The 14,423-nt window shown below is 61.6% G+C and carries 12 protein-coding genes; 4 read left to right on the top strand and 8 right to left on the bottom strand.

The window, feature by feature from the left end:
• Positions 1-43 precede the first annotated feature (43 nt).
• The 7 genes from RPMA_RS11305 to RPMA_RS11275 form a co-directional block, all read right to left on the bottom strand.
• A complete protein-coding gene (locus tag RPMA_RS11305) occupies positions 44-772 on the bottom strand; it encodes an ABC transporter ATP-binding protein (RefSeq protein ID WP_249225634.1) in 729 nt (242 codons plus the stop codon).
• Positions 769-1,536, bottom strand: coding sequence for an ABC transporter ATP-binding protein (locus RPMA_RS11300; protein ID WP_211912891.1), 768 nt, complete (start codon positions 1,534-1,536; stop codon positions 769-771). The genes RPMA_RS11305 and RPMA_RS11300 overlap by 4 nt, the downstream gene beginning before the upstream one ends.
• The gene (locus RPMA_RS11295) at positions 1,533-3,419 is read right to left on the bottom strand and encodes an ABC transporter permease (protein ID WP_249225633.1); all 1,887 of its coding nucleotides are present in this window, start codon (positions 3,417-3,419) and stop codon (positions 1,533-1,535) included. Before RPMA_RS11295 ends, RPMA_RS11300 begins: the two co-directional genes overlap by 4 nt.
• Before the next feature lie 227 nt (positions 3,420-3,646).
• Complete coding sequence (locus RPMA_RS11290) at positions 3,647-4,858, bottom strand: ABC transporter substrate-binding protein (RefSeq protein ID WP_211912890.1); 1,212 nt, start codon at positions 4,856-4,858, stop codon at positions 3,647-3,649.
• A gap of 280 nt (positions 4,859-5,138) precedes the next feature.
• Positions 5,139-5,948, bottom strand: coding sequence for an SDR family NAD(P)-dependent oxidoreductase (locus RPMA_RS11285; RefSeq protein ID WP_211912889.1), 810 nt, complete (start codon positions 5,946-5,948; stop codon positions 5,139-5,141).
• Between the two features lie 49 nt (positions 5,949-5,997).
• A complete protein-coding gene (locus tag RPMA_RS11280; RefSeq protein WP_211912888.1) occupies positions 5,998-6,786 on the bottom strand; it encodes an enoyl-CoA hydratase-related protein in 789 nt (262 codons plus the stop codon).
• A 4-nt stretch (positions 6,787-6,790) separates the two neighbouring features.
• Positions 6,791-7,651, bottom strand: coding sequence for an alpha/beta fold hydrolase (locus RPMA_RS11275; protein ID WP_211912887.1), 861 nt, complete (start codon positions 7,649-7,651; stop codon positions 6,791-6,793).
• Positions 7,652-7,851: 200 nt separating this feature from the next.
• Between RPMA_RS11275 and RPMA_RS11270 the strand changes: the two genes are divergently transcribed.
• From RPMA_RS11270 to pncB, 4 genes are all read left to right on the top strand, one after another.
• Positions 7,852-8,832, top strand: a complete 981-nt coding sequence (locus RPMA_RS11270) for an ABC transporter substrate-binding protein (protein WP_211912886.1) — start codon at positions 7,852-7,854, stop codon at positions 8,830-8,832.
• Positions 8,822-9,622, top strand: coding sequence for an ABC transporter permease (locus tag RPMA_RS11265; protein WP_211912885.1), 801 nt, complete (start codon positions 8,822-8,824; stop codon positions 9,620-9,622). Before RPMA_RS11270 ends, RPMA_RS11265 begins: the two co-directional genes overlap by 11 nt.
• Positions 9,619-10,401, top strand: a complete 783-nt coding sequence (locus tag RPMA_RS11260) for an ABC transporter ATP-binding protein (protein ID WP_211912884.1) — start codon at positions 9,619-9,621, stop codon at positions 10,399-10,401. Before RPMA_RS11265 ends, RPMA_RS11260 begins: the two co-directional genes overlap by 4 nt.
• A 276-nt stretch (positions 10,402-10,677) precedes the next feature.
• Positions 10,678-11,979 carry a nicotinate phosphoribosyltransferase gene (pncB, locus tag RPMA_RS11255; protein ID WP_211912883.1) on the top strand — a complete coding sequence of 434 codons (1,302 nt, stop codon included), beginning with the start codon at positions 10,678-10,680 and terminating at the stop codon, positions 11,977-11,979.
• Between the two features lie 180 nt (positions 11,980-12,159).
• On the opposite strand, the gene RPMA_RS11250 is transcribed toward pncB, so the two are convergent.
• Complete coding sequence (locus RPMA_RS11250; RefSeq protein WP_211912882.1) at positions 12,160-14,322, bottom strand: acetate--CoA ligase family protein; 2,163 nt, start codon at positions 14,320-14,322, stop codon at positions 12,160-12,162.
• Positions 14,323-14,423 lie beyond the last annotated feature (101 nt).

Raw genomic sequence — 14,423 nt, 5'->3', positions numbered from 1 at the left:
TATGAACGATCCGCAGCGAGAGGAACAGGCCAAGTTTTGATCGCTAGACGGTGAGATAAGCCCGCTGGAGTTCGACGTTTTCCGCCAGCTCCGCCATGGTCCCATTCCATCGAATTTGACCTTTCTCGAGCACATAGGCGCGATCGGACACTAGCTCGGCGAAATGGACATTCTGCTCAGACAGCAGGATCGAAACGCCGGCCTTCTTGAGTTCGACAATGGTGTTGGCCATCATCTCCACGATCACGGGTGCAACGCCCTCGGAGGGCTCATCGAGCAGGATCAGCAGCGGATTGCCCATCAGCGTACGCGCGACCGTGAGCATCTGCTGCTCGCCGCCGCTCATGCGTCCGCCCGGCCGGTTCGGCATTTCGCCGAGATTGGGAAACAGAGCGAGCAGCTTCTGTTCGGTCCAGACCGGCGCAGCAACGCCATCGCTAAATGTGCGCGGCGGCTGGCGGCCGATATCGAGATTTTCCAGCACTGTGAGATCGGAGAAAATACGGCGATCTTCCGGGACGAAGCCGAGACCGAGCCGCGCGATCTCATAGGGCTGGCGGCCCGAGATGTCGTGGCCATCAAAACTGACCTTGCCGGTCGACTGCGCCATCAGGCCCATGACGGCCTTCATGGTCGTTGTCTTGCCGGCACCATTGCGGCCCATCAGCGCCACAACCTCGCCGCGACCGACTTCGAGCCCGAGATTGTAGAGGATCTGCGCAGCGCCATAGGAGGCGCGCAGCCCCTCCACTGTCAGCATCGGCGTGCTCATGCCCGCGCCTCCGCTCGAAACGTCTTACCGGTGCCGAAATAGACTTCCTGCACCTGCGGATTGTCGCGGATCGACCTGGCATCGCCATCCGCAATCAGCTTGCCGCGCGCCAGCACGATGATGCGGTCGGCAAAGGCGAAGACGACATCCATCGAATGTTCGGTGAACAGCACCGAAATGCCTCGCTCGATCACCAGACGCTTCACCAGTGCGATCAGGTCATTGCGTTCCTTCGGCGCCATGCCGGCGGTGGGCTCGTCCATCAGCAGCAGCCGCGGATCATTGGCGAGCGCAATAGCGAGTTCGACGCGTTTGACGTCGCCATAGGCGAGTTCGCGGCTCGGCCGGTCGGCGGCATCCTGCATGCCGACCTGGGCGAGCAGTTCGAGTGCGCGCTCGCGATGCTGAGCGCGCGCCGGCTGCCACAGCCGATAGATCTGGTTGGCGTGCGACAGCAGCGCCATCTGCACATTCTCGACCACGGTCATCGAGTTGAACGTGGCCGCGACCTGGAATGTGCGGCCGATGCCGAGCCGCCAGATGTCGCGCGGCTTGCGGCCATTCAGCTTGTTGCCCTCGAACCAGATCTCGCCCGCATCCGGCGGCAACTGGCCATTGATCATATTGAAGCAGGTGGACTTGCCGGCGCCATTCGGCCCGATCAATGCGAGGAATTCGCCGCGCTTGATCTCAAACGACACGTCATTGACCGCGCGCACGCCGCCGAACGACTTCGAGAGCTGACGGATGCTGAGGTCGCTCATGACGCCGCCTTCCGTCGCACGAACAGTTTTGACAGGCCGCCGACGATACCCGCCGGGAATGCCAGCACCAGCAGCAGGATGACGCCGCCCAGCAGCGCGCGCCAATATTCGGTGGAGCGCATGATGCTGTCCTGAAGCACGGCAAAGACGGAGGCGCCGACGACAGGGCCGGTCAATGTCTGCAGGCCGCCGAGCAACACCATCACAAGGCCATCGATGGATCGGCCGACGGCGATCGTTTCCGGCGAGATCGATCCCTTGGCGAAGGCAAACAACCCACCGGCGACGCCGCAGATACATCCAGCGATGGCGAAGGCCAGCCAGTGGATGCGTTTGACGTCGAGGCCGATCGCCTCGGCACGCAAGGGCGAGTCGCGCCCTGCCCGCATGGCGTAGCCGAAGGGCGAGAACAGGAATCGCCTGATCAGGAACACGCCAAGCGCCGCCAGCGCCAGCGTGAGATAATAGAAGGCTGGCCGGCTCTCGAACGGCGCGGATGGCCAGACACCGAGGACGCCATTGGAGCCGCCGGTGAGTGTTTCCCACTGGAACACGGCGGCCCAGACGATCTGCGCAAAAGCCAGTGTCAGCATCGCGAGATAGACGCCGGACAGGCGCACGGCAAACCAGCCGAACAACAACGCACCAACCAGCGCGACCAATGGCGCCGACAGAAGCGCGATGCCCATGGGCGCGGCGAACCATTTCACCAGCAACGCGGCACCATAGGCGCCAAGCCCGAAATAGGCGGCATGGCCGAACGAATGCATGCCGCCCGGCCCCATGATGAAATGCAGGCTGGTGGCAAACAGAACGGCGATCAATACGTCGATGCCCAGCACCAGCGTATAAGGCGAGTTCTTGGCAATGAGCGGCATACAGATCAGCACGAACAATACGACCATGCTGCCGATCTTCACGGCCGTCGTCGCGGGACGCATCGGCTCCTCGGGCTCGGCGACGCTGCGCACCACGCCCTGTTCACGACCGAGCAGGCCATAGGGGCGAACGATCAGGACGATGGCCATCACGAGGAATTCGGCGACCAGCGTCATCTTGGAGAAATTGACGGTGAACCCGCCGAAATCGATCACGCCAAGCGCGATGCACAGCGCCTTCACTTCGGCGATCAGCACAGCCGCGACATAGGCACCGGTGATCGAGCCCATACCGCCGACGACGACCACCACGAAGGCGTCGCCAATCACGTTGAGGTCCGTCGTCAATGTCGCGGGCTCACGGGCGATCTGCAGCGCTCCGCCGAGACCGGCCAGCATCGCGCCGAGGGCAAACACACCGGTGAACAGCATCGCCTGATTGACGCCGAGCGCGCCGACCATTTCACGGTCCTGCGTCGCCGCCCGCATCAGGCGGCCGAAGCGTGTCCTGGACAGCGCCATGTGCAGCAGCAACAGCACCACAGGTCCGACCACGATCAGGAAGATGTCGTAAGTCGGCAGCCGCCGTCCGAGAATTTCGATGGAGCCCTTCAGCCCTGGCGCGCGCGGGCCGAGCAGATCTTCCGGCCCCCAGATCCACAGCGCCGCATCGTTGAAGACGAGAACGAGGGCGAATGTCGCAAGCAACTGGAACAGCTCGGGTGCGCGATAGATGCGCCGGAGCAGCAGAACCTCGATGATGGCTCCGAGAATGCCGACCAGGATGGCGGTCAGCACGATGCCGCCCCAGAAGCCGAGCGCGCCGCCGAGCTTGGTGGCGAGGCTATAGGCGATATAGGTCCCCAGCATATAGAGGGACCCGTGGGCGATATTGACGATCCGGGTGACGCCAAAGATCAGCGACAGGCCGACGGCGACCAGGAAGAGGCCCGATGCCGCCGACAGCCCATTGATCGCCTGGAATACGAACGCATTCAGATTCATTGCAGACTTGCTCGCCGCATGGCGGGAAGGACGACGCCAGCAATCAACACACCGCTGTCATCCCCGCCTAGCACGCCGAAGGCGTGCGCGGAGCGGGGATCCATAACCACCGCCACACACGGCGGCGCTCCGTAGACCGCCCCAGTCTCGCTCCAACCATATCTTCGGAGGTTATGGGTCCCGCTTTCGCGGGGACGACATCGGAGCGGACCATCGCGCTGATTGCCTTACTCAGCAGCCGGACGAAGCTTCTTCACTTCGGCATCGCTGGGCAGCACGGTGGCGCCATCGACATATTTGATGTCGGTCATCGTGCCCTTGCCGTTCTCCAGCGCGATCTTGCCGACAAAGGCGCCCGCCGTCGCCTGATGATCGCTGGCGCGATAGGTGAACGGTCCGAACGGACCGACGACATCGAGGCCACGGAACGCCGTGATCAGTTTCTCGGTATCCGTCGATCCCGCCTTGGCGATGCCTGCAGCAAGCGACTTCATGGTGGCGTAGCCGACGATCGAGCCGAGGCGCGGATAGTCGTTATATTTCTTCTGATAGGCTGCCAGGAAGGTCGCGTGCTCGGGAATCTTGATCTTGTCCCAGGGATAGCCGGTCACGATCCAGCCGACCGGCGCTTCTTCCTTCACCGGATCGAGATATTCCGGCTCGCCGGACAGCACGCTCACCACCGTGCGATCCTTGAACACGCCGCGCGTGCCACCCTCTCGCACCAACTTGGCGAAGTCGGCGCCGAACAGTACGTTGAAGATAGCATCCGGCTTGGCGTCGTCGATCGCCTGCACGACAGCGCCGGCATCGACCTTGCCGAGCGGCGGCGCCTGTTCGGTGACGAATTCGATATCGGGCTGCTTGGCCTTCATCATCTCCTTGAAGGTCGCAGCAGCCGCCTGTCCATATTCGTAATTCGGATAGACCAACGCCCAACGCTTCTTCTTCGCCGCCAGCGCTTCCGGCACCAGCATAGCGACCTGCATATAGGTCGTCGCGCGCAGGCGGAACGTGTAGCGATTGCCGTTCTGCCAGGTGATCTTGTCGGTCAGCGGCTCGGCGGCGAGGAAGAATACCTTCTTCTTGCCGGCGAATTCGGTGACCGCGAGGCCGGTATTCGATAGAAACGTACCGGCGAGAATGTTGACGCCTTCACGCGTCACCAGCTCTTCGGCGACCCGCACCGCATCGCCCGGCGACGAGCCGTCATCGCGCGAGATCACTTCGAGCTTCTTGCCGAGCACGCCGCCCTTGGCATTGATCTCTTCGATCGCAAGCTCCCATCCCTTCTTGTAGGGATCAAGGAAGGCCGTCTGCGTCTTGTAGCTGTTGAGCTCGCCGATCTTGATCGTGTCCTGCGCCGAGGCAGCCCGACCGAAGGTGAGCGCCACTGCGCCAGCGAAAGCGAGTGAACCGAGTGCACGAGCCGTGATCATGATCGAACTCCCGTTATGATCCACATCTGTGTGATCAGCGATTGCGTCAGATTGATATCGTTGAATATCTGGTCTTGGAGGTCTCGTCGGCTGAAGCGTGAATTAGTTTGCACGCAAATAGTCCGGCGCACCTATTTTCTTGTCAAGGCTGCACTTACAGCAACACGCCCGGCATGTCGCTGAAGTTTTGATCATGCGCGGCAGGCCGCGCGTGAGTCGAAGGCACACACAAAGCAGCACGCGGCGACGAAATCAATCTCGCCGCGTGCGTGTGCCGCGACTACCGGTCGCGGAAGCGATCCATCAGCGCCTTGTCCTGGCCGCCATCGATCTCGATCATGGTGCCGTTCGCCATCTGAACCAGCGGCGATGCCAGCATCACCACGAGATTGGCGACCTCCTCCACCTCGGCAATACGGCCGAGCGGGATAGAAGCCGGCGCGAGCTTGTCCGCATCCTCATAGGAAATCTTCATGTCGCGCGACATGGCGCCGACGAGGCCCGCCCAGCGCTCGGTGCGCACCGGTCCGGGGTTCACGGCGCAGAACGAGATGTTATGGCGACCATATTGGCCGGCCAGCGACAGGGTCATGTTCTGTCCAGCGGCATTGGCCGCGCCCGGCGCGATTTCCCAGTAAGAGGGTTTGACGCCGTCATTACCGATCAGATTGACCACGCGGCCGCCGCCCTGCTTGACCATGATCGGCAGCGCGTAGCGCAGGCAGCGCACATAGCCCATGAATTTGAGCTGCAGCGCCTGTTCCCAGTCGGCTTCCGTGAGCGTCTCGATCACGCCGCCCGGCGCCGAACCGGCATTGTTGATCATCAGGTCGATGGCGCCGAGCTTCTTATGTGCGGTTTCGACGAAATTCTTGGCGTCGGCATCCTTGGTCAGGTCGGCCGGGATGGCGACCACGGTGACGCCAGTCGCGCTCTTGATCTCTTCCGCCGTCTTCTCCAGCGGCTCCTTGCGGCGGGCGCAGATAGCGACATTGACACCCTCCTTCGCGAGCGTCATCGCAATGCCCTTGCCGATACCCTCGCTGCCACCGGTGATGAGAGCGCATTTGCCTTTGAGTTGGAGGTCCATGAGATCGTCCTTCTGGGTTGGAAGAGAGGAAATCGAGTGGTCGGTCGTGTCAGCTCCCGGTAAAGCACGGGGGCCGCTTCTCGGCGAAGGCCAACCGGCCTTCGGCGTAGTCGGCGCTGGCGTCGGCGGCAGCGTAGAAACGCTCGGCCTCGGCCATGAGATCGGCATCATTGGTGGCAAGTGCACGGATCGCGGCTTTTGCAGCCTTGATCGTCAGCGGCGCATTACCCGCGATCTTCTGTGCAAGCGCTGCGGCGAGCGCCGTTACCTCGGCTTTCGGCGCCAGCATATGCACGGCACCGAGCTCGTAAGCGCGGGATGACGGCAACCGATCCGCTGTGAACAGCACCTGCCGCGTGGCGCCAGCGCCGAACACGCGGATGAAACGCGTGATCCCGCGCGGATCATAACCAAGGCCAAGCCTCGCGGCCGGCACGGCGAAGAACGCGTCGGAAGCAGCGATCCGCATGTCGCAGCTTGCGGCGACTGACGAACCGGCACCCATGCAGCCGCCAAAGATCACGCCGATAGTCGGCTGCGGGATCGCCTCGATGGCGCGGCAGGTGTTTTCGACGAGGTCGTCGTAAGCCCTTGCATTGCCCTCGCCTGACCGCGCCGTCGCGAAATCGGAGATGTCGGCGCCGGCCGAGAACATGTCCTCGCCCTCGCCGCGGATGATGACGACGCGGACATCCCCGCGCGTCGCCACCTCCTGTGCGAAGGCGGCGATCTTGTTCCACATGACCGTGGAGATCGCATTGCGACGCGCAGAATTGGCGAGCCGCAGCGTTGCGATGCCGTCTGCAATATCGATGCTGATATCGCCGGGCGCTGCCATCGGATCAGACCGCCGGCCGGTGTGACATCCAGCGACCGCTTTCGGCCGCCGGGAAAAGCTCCGCCAGTGCGGCATTGAAAGCCGCGGGCTCCTCGCTAGTGATCGTGTGACCCGCGCGCGGCAGCACCAGCAAGCCCGCCGTCGGCACCGTGCGCTTCAGGAAGATGCTGGGATCGAGGCACCAGTCGTCCTCGTCGCCGACGATGATGAGCAGCGGCGGCGTGAATTTTTCCAGCTGCGGCTTCATCTCCCACAGCATCGGCCGTTTGGCCTGTAGCTCGCGCATGGTGAGCGCATGGCCGATCGGCGAGTGATCTGCCAGCATTCTTGCGAATTCCGCAAAACCGCGCGGGTCCTTGTTCTTATGCGTCTGCCGCGTCGCACCGTCGGCATAACGCGCCGCCGCTTCCGGCCAATCCACCGTCTCGAACATCTTTGCGGTTTCGCGCGACGCCGCTCGCCCCTGCTCGACAAAGGCGGGATCGGGGCTTGACCCATAGCCGCAGCTCGCCGCCGTGACCGACAGACAGCGGTCGGGAAAATGAATGCCGACATGCAGAGCTGTTGACGCGCCCATGGAGTGACCGACGACATGCGCCTTGTCGATACCCAGCCCATCCATCAGCGCGATCACGTCGTTGCGCGCGATGTCCTGTCCGTATTTGGCGGGATCTGTCGGCACATCCGATGGCGGATAGCCGCGCTGGCTATAGGTGACGCAGCGATAGGAGCGCGAGAAGTAACGGAGCTGCGGCTCCCAGGTGCGATAATCGCCGGCATATTCATGCACGAAAATCACAGGACTCCCGGTGCCGACCTCCTCATAATAGAGCTTCGTTCCGTCCGGCGTCGTGAGGTGCGGCATGTTCGCCTCCTGCAAAGCCAAAAGCAGATTTCATTTGCGCACATACAAAATGCTAGTAGCGTTAGTTGAAGTGAGCAAGAGGATTCAGTGAATGTAATTTTGGCATATCGTTTGCTTACAAACGAATGCCGCACTGCCGCATGAAAGTGATCGAAAAGCTGACCGCCACAACGTTTGCCGCCATTTCGAGGGAGATGTTTATGACCGGACTTTCACGACGCGCCTTTGCCTTGGGCACCGCTGCTACACTGCTAGGCACGACACAGATCACAATTTCATCGGCGCAGGCACTGCCGAAAATTCGCGTCGGCAGCCTGACGCTTCCAGTCTTTGCACCAATCATCGTCAACATCATGAAGGCGCAGAAATTCGATACCAAGAATGGTTTCGAAGCCGAAGTGCAGACCTATCCGTCTTTCTCCGCTTATTATGCAGGCCTCGCCACCGGCGAGATCGACACGCTGATCGGCGGCCCCACCTATTTCCAGAAGCTCCGCCTCGAAGGCGTGCCGCTGCGCATCGTCGCCACCGGCGCGACGCTGGCCGACCTCGTGATCATCAGCAAGGATCCCGCGGTCAAGTCGCTTGCTGACCTCAAGGGCAAGCAGCTCGCGGCCGATATGGGCAGCGGGCAATTCCAGATCCTGTCGATCTACGCAAAGTCCAAGGGCATCGACCTCACCAAGGACATGACGCTGGTGAATGCGAACTTCGCCGTCGCCCGTGCCCAGCTCGCAGCTGCGCGCGTCGATGCTGCGATGATCATCGAGCCGATCGCCACCATGATGATGAAAGAGGACGCCGGCCTGAAGATCATCTTCAACGCCAATGATGCCTGGAAGGAGATGGCGGGCGTCACGGGTTGGGAGCTCGTCTATGCCATGCGCGAAGACAGCATCAAGAAGAACGCCAATGCACCGAAGCAATTCGTCGCGGCGCTCGCGGATGTCACGAAATATCTGCAGACCGATCCCGATGGCGCCGACAAGATCGCCGTCGAAACGGTGAAGCTGCCGCCGGGGATCCTGAAGGAAGCCGTCCATGCCAAGCGCTGGGTGTTTGACGCCAAGCCAGCCTGGGATCCCGCTGAAAAGAAGAGCATCTGGGATACGTTCGAGCGCGCGGTCGCCGCGGGCTTCCATCCAAAACTGCCTGACGACGCGATCATCTATGCCCCCTGACGAGGCACGCACCCCGACGCCGTTCGAGGAACCGCGTCGCAAGTCGATGATGCCCAGCCTGCCGCGCGAGACGATCATCTCGATCATGCTCTTCGCCGCGGTCTGGCAGGGCATGTCCTATCTGGCGCCGTCGCTCGGCATCCCGGCCTTCGCGATCCCCGGTCTTGGCCGGATCGGGGAAAGCCTCATGAAGATCACGCCCATCGATGTCGCAGTCACGCTCGGCCGCGTGTTGCTGGCGCTGTTCGTCTCTTTCATCATCGGCATCTTTGTGGCCGTGCTGATGTATCTGTCCGACAGCGTCGAGCGCTATCTGCGGCCGATGGTCCGCATCCTGATGGCGGTGCCCGTCGTGTCCTGGATCCTGTTCGCGGTGCTCTGGTTCAAGGGCGTCGAATTCCGCATCATCTTCGTGCTGGTTGTTGTCTGCGCGCCGGTCTTCACCGTGGATGCGCTCGACAATATGCGCGAGGTGTCGCGCGACCTGAAGCAGATGATCCGCTCCTTCCGTCCGACGCCATTCCAGTTCTTCTATAAACTGATGCTACCGGCGATCACGCCTGGCATCCTCACCAGCTGGAAGATCACGCTCAGCCTCGCCATCCGCGTCGTCACCATCGCCGAACTCGTCGGTGCCGTCACCGGCATCGGCCATCGCCTGTCAGTCGCACAGGAGCTGTTCTCCGTCGCCGACGTCTTCGCCTGGACGCTGGTACTGGTCGTGCTGCTGTTCCTGCTCGAAGCGCTGATCGTTCAGTTCGAGACCCGTGTACTGAGGTGGCGGGCATGACCGGCGCATCGGCTCCCATCGAGATCGCAGGATTGCGAAAGGTGTTTCGCCAGACGACGACGGGCGAAACCATCGTCGCCATCGATCAGCTCACGCTGCGCATCGCGCCGGGTGAACTGGTTGCCATCGTCGGCAAGACCGGCTGCGGAAAATCGACGCTGTTCGATCTCTTGATCGGCCTCGAACACCCCACCTCGGGCAGCATCACCATCGGCGCGAAGATGCCCTATGACGACTTCAACGACTTCCGCGGCAAGATCGCGACGATCTTCCAGCAGGACCGGCTGTTTCCGTGGCGCTCGGCCATCGACAACGTAAAACTTCCTCTGGAGTTGATCGGCATCGCTGATGACGTCCAGCAGGAGCGCGCCATGTTCTGGCTGAACCGGCTCGGCCTTGCGAATTTTGCCAATGCCTATCCGCGCGAACTCTCCGGCGGTATGCGCCAGCGCGTGGCCATCGCGCGGGCCTTTGCCGTGCAGCCGGAAATCCTCCTCGCCGATGAATCCTTCAGCGCGCTCGACGAAGTCACAGCCAATGACCTGCGCCAGACCTTCATCGATCTCGCGCGCGAATTCCGCTCGACCGCGATCTTGATCACGCATCAGTTGGAAGAAGCCATGTCGGTCGGCGACCGCATCGTCGTGTTCGGCAAGTCAGCGGCTCTGCTCGCCGATATCCGGATGAAGGACTGGGACCGCAGCGATCACGCCACGCTGCGGTCGGCGATCCAGAATACATTGCAGATGAATGCCCCGGACGAGCGCCTGAAACGCTGAACCTCTTCCCGTCATTGCGAGGAGCGTAGCGACGAAGCAATCCAGAAAGCCGCAAGCGAGAAGGACTGGAACGCTTCGTCGCAAAGAGCTCCTCACAATGACGGCTGAAAAGCCGCTGATCAATCACGGATTCCGGATTCAGCCATTGCGTTGACATCCTTTTGGCTCGCGGATACGCCAGTTTCCATTGATTAGCCGCTCAGGCTCCGCCATCGGCGCGGCCGGCCGCGCAAGGATAAGTGCCGTGACAGGCATGTTTTGGGGAGTGGCGTTGCCATGATGGATTTCGCCACCCGGGTCCATAACCACAATTACCGGCTCGACCCGATCATCCGGTCGCTGCTGGACACGGATTTCTACAAATTCCTGATGCACCAGTTCGTCTGGATGCTCTATCCGAAGGTTCCGGTCACCTTCAGCCTGATCAACCGCACCAAGACCGTACGGCTTGCCGAGATCATCCCGGAGGCGGTGCTTCGCGCGCAGCTTGATCACGCCCGCACCCTCACCTTCCGCGAGAACGAACTGATCTGGCTGGCCGGCAACCGCTTCTATGGCCGCCGCGACATCTTCCGCCCCGAATATATCGAATATCTCCGCACCTTCCGGCTGCCGGACTACCACCTCGAAGTCGTCGATGGCCAATATGTCCTGACCTTCGAAGGCGACTGGGCCGCAGTGACCATGTGGGAGATCTACGCTCTCGCCATCGTCAGCGAGCTGCGCTCGCGTATCGCCATGGCGACGCTGGACAAGTTCGAACTCGATATTCTTTACGCCCAGACCAAGACCAAGATCTGGAACAAGATCAAAAAGCTCAAGTCCTATCCCGACATGCGGCTAGCCGAATTCGGCACCCGCCGCCGCCACGGGTTCCTCTGGCAGGAATGGGTGACCGATGCGATGGCCAACGAGCTGGGCCGCAGCTTTGTCGGTACCTCGAATGCCCTGCTCGCCTTCAAGCATTCCTTCGAGGCCATCGGCACCAATTCGCATGAACTGCCCATGGTGTTCGGCTGTTTGGCCGACAGCGATGAAGCGCTGAAGACCGCGCAATATGACGTGCTGGCCAAATGGCAGGAGGTCTATGACGGCGAGCTGCTGATCATCCTGCCCGACACGTTTGGCATGACCCAGTTCCTGCGCGATGCGCCCGCCTGGGCGTCGAAATGGACGGGCATGCGCATGGATAGCAAGGAGCCGGTCGCCGCCGGCGAGGAAGTCATCGCCTGGTACGCCATGCGTGGCGAGGATCCGCGCAAGAAGCGCGCGATGTTCTCGGACGGGCTGGAAGTCGATCTGATGATCGACCTGCATCAACGCTTCCGTGGCCGTATCCGCGAAAGCTTCGGCTGGGGCACCATGGCGACGAACGATTTCCGCGGCGCGCATCCGCGCGGGCTGGATACGCTCGATCCCATCAGCCTCGTCTGCAAGATCACGGCAGCCAATGGCCGGCCGGCGGTAAAACTGTCGGACAACCCGGCCAAGACCACCGGCGGCAGCAAGGAAGAGATCGATCGTTACCTGAAGATTTTTGGCCGCGAGGGCGTGGCTGAGCAGAAGGTTATTGTGTAGGCCGCCGCAAGCGCTGCCTTGTAGCCCGGATGAAGGGAAGCGTAATCCGGGAACAGCAGAGTTAGTTGAAACGCCGGTCCCCGGATTGCGCTGCGCTCCATCCGGGCTACGGCTTCTCACAAAGAAAACGCCGCCCGGTTTCCCGAGCGGCGTTTCTTTTTGATCGCTACAAAACGAGCCTTACAGCAGCCCCGCCCCGCGCGCCCACTTGTATTTGGCGCCGAGCACTTCCACCGGAAGCTCCGTCGAATAGGCGTAAGCCGGAATACCATTCTGGTAGAGATATTCCGCGGCCTCTTCCACTTCGATATCGCCTGCGAGCGAAGCGACGATGGGCTTGTCGATGCCCTTCTTCTTCATCTCGTTCTTGATCTCGACCATGTTCTTCGCGAACACCATCGGCGGCGTCACGATCGTGTGCCAGTAGCCGAGGATCAGCGAATGGATGCGCTCATCCTCGAGGCCGAGCTTCACCGTATTCACATAGGTGATCGGAGGTTCGCCGCCGGTGATGTCGACGGGATTGCCGGCAGCACCGAAGGGCGGGATGAACTTGCGGAATGCGGCATCCAGATCCGGCGGCATCGCCATCAGCGACAGGCCGTTATCGACAACCGAGTCCGACAGCAGCACGCCCGAACCACCGGCACCGGTGATGATCAGCACGTTCTCGCCCTTCGGCGTCGGCAGCACCGGAATGCCGCGGGCGAATTCGAGCAGCTGGCGCAGCGAGCGGGCGCGGATGACACCCGATTGCTTCAGCACGTCCTCATAGATCTTGTCATTGCCGGCAAGCGCGCCGGTATGCGACGAGGCCGCCTTGGCGCCGGCCGAGGTACGGCCCGCCTTGAGCACGACAACCGGCTTCTTCTTGGAGACGCGTTTGGCGGCTTCCGCGAAGGCACGGCCATCCTTCAGGTCTTCGCAATGCTGCGCGATGATCGTGGTGTTCGGATCCTGTTCGAAGAAGGCGAGCAGATCGTCCTCGTCGATATCCGACTTGTTGCCGAGGCCGACGATGGCCGACACGCCCATCTTGGCCGAACGCGAGAAGCCGATGATCGCCATGCCGATGCCACCGGACTGCGACGACAGCGCCGCCGAGCCCTTCACGTCGTAAGCGGTGCAGAAGGTCGCGCAGAGATTCGATGGCGTATAGTAGAAGCCGTAGATATTCGGCCCCATCAGGCGGATATCGTATTTCTTGCCGACGGCGACGATCTCTTCCTGCAGCTCAGGCGCGCCAGCTTCGGCGAAGCCCGACGGGATCAGCACCGCACCCGGAATTTTCTTCTCGCCGCATTCGGTGAGCGCAGCGGCGACGAATTTCGCGGGGATCGCGAACACTGCGGTATCGATCTCGCCCGCGACATCCTTGACGCTCTTATAGGCCTTGAGGCCCATGATCTCGTCGGCCTTGGGATGGATCGGATAGATCTGCCCCTTGTAGCCGCCATTGATCAGGTTCTTCATCACGGAGTTACCGATCTTGCCGTCCTCCGCCGAAGCGCCGATCACGGCGACGGCCTTGGGCTGCATTATGCGGTTCATGGCAGTGACGATTTCAGCGGTCGGGCGCGGCGCCGGACGCGGCTTGTAGTCGAAATCAACGACGATGCGGACGTCAGCCGCGATCGCATCCTTCTTGGTGGCGAACACCGGATTGAGATCGAGCTCGACCATCTCAGGGAAATCGGAGACGAGCTGCGAGACCTTGACGATAATGTCGGCCAGCGCCTCGCGATTGGCGGGATCGCCACCGCGCACGCCGTGCAGCATCTCGGCCGCCTGGATGCCATCGAGCATCGACAGCGCATCCTCATTGGTCGCGGGCGCAAGACGGAATGTCACATCCTTCAGAACTTCGACCAGCACGCCGCCGAGACCGAAAGCCACCAGCTTGCCGAACGAACCGTCGGTGATCGAGCCGATGATCACTTCGGTGCCGCCCATCAGCATCTGCTGAACCTGGACACCCTCGATCTTCGCATCGGATTTGTACTTCTTCGCATTGGCCAGAATGGTGTCATAGGCCTTCTGCGCGTCTTCCGCCGTCTTGACGCCGACGATGACACCACCCGCTTCGGTCTTGTGGAGAATGTCCGGCGAGACGATCTTCATGACAACCGGAAAGCCCATGCCGCCGGCAAGCTTCGCAGCGTCGGCCGCCGAGGTCGCAACGCCCTCTTTCGGAACGGGAATGCCATAGGCGTCGCAGACGAGCTTGCCTTCCGGCGCCGTCAAACTGGTGCGCTTGTCCGCCTTGACGGCGTCGAGCACTTTTCGCACGGCGTCCTTTGCCGAGGCGGGCGCAGCTTTGACGGCGAGATTCGATTGAGACATGGCCTTCTCCCATTGCGTTTCTTGACGCGGACGAATTGATGGCATTTGGTATGCCAGAAACTTGAAAGTCAAGGCGCGTTGCAGCGCAAAAATGCTGAAAT

The sequence above is a fragment of the Tardiphaga alba genome (assembly GCF_018279705.1).
GTDB classification, from domain to species: Bacteria; Pseudomonadota; Alphaproteobacteria; order Rhizobiales; family Xanthobacteraceae; genus Tardiphaga; species Tardiphaga alba.
This window is presented reverse-complemented; position numbering and strand designations above follow the sequence as displayed.

Excerpts from the sequence above, each read along its gene's own strand:
- RPMA_RS11305 (WP_249225634.1), bottom strand. The coding sequence starts at position 772 with ATGAGCACGCCGATGCTGACAGTGGAGGGGCTGCGCGCCTCCTATGGC.
- RPMA_RS11300 (WP_211912891.1), bottom strand. The coding sequence starts at position 1,536 with ATGAGCGACCTCAGCATCCGTCAGCTCTCGAAGTCGTTCGGCGGCGTG.
- RPMA_RS11295 (WP_249225633.1), bottom strand. The coding sequence starts at position 3,419 with ATGAATCTGAATGCGTTCGTATTCCAGGCGATCAATGGGCTGTCGGCG.
- RPMA_RS11290 (WP_211912890.1), bottom strand. The coding sequence starts at position 4,858 with ATGATCACGGCTCGTGCACTCGGTTCACTCGCTTTCGCTGGCGCAGTG.
- RPMA_RS11285 (WP_211912889.1), bottom strand. The coding sequence starts at position 5,948 with ATGGACCTCCAACTCAAAGGCAAATGCGCTCTCATCACCGGTGGCAGC.
- RPMA_RS11280 (WP_211912888.1), bottom strand. The coding sequence starts at position 6,786 with ATGGCAGCGCCCGGCGATATCAGCATCGATATTGCAGACGGCATCGCA.
- RPMA_RS11275 (WP_211912887.1), bottom strand. The coding sequence starts at position 7,651 with ATGCCGCACCTCACGACGCCGGACGGAACGAAGCTCTATTATGAGGAG.
- RPMA_RS11270 (WP_211912886.1), top strand. The coding sequence starts at position 7,852 with ATGACCGGACTTTCACGACGCGCCTTTGCCTTGGGCACCGCTGCTACA.
- RPMA_RS11265 (WP_211912885.1), top strand. The coding sequence starts at position 8,822 with ATGCCCCCTGACGAGGCACGCACCCCGACGCCGTTCGAGGAACCGCGT.
- RPMA_RS11260 (WP_211912884.1), top strand. The coding sequence starts at position 9,619 with ATGACCGGCGCATCGGCTCCCATCGAGATCGCAGGATTGCGAAAGGTG.
- pncB (WP_211912883.1), top strand. The coding sequence starts at position 10,678 with ATGATGGATTTCGCCACCCGGGTCCATAACCACAATTACCGGCTCGAC.
- RPMA_RS11250 (WP_211912882.1), bottom strand. The coding sequence starts at position 14,322 with ATGTCTCAATCGAATCTCGCCGTCAAAGCTGCGCCCGCCTCGGCAAAG.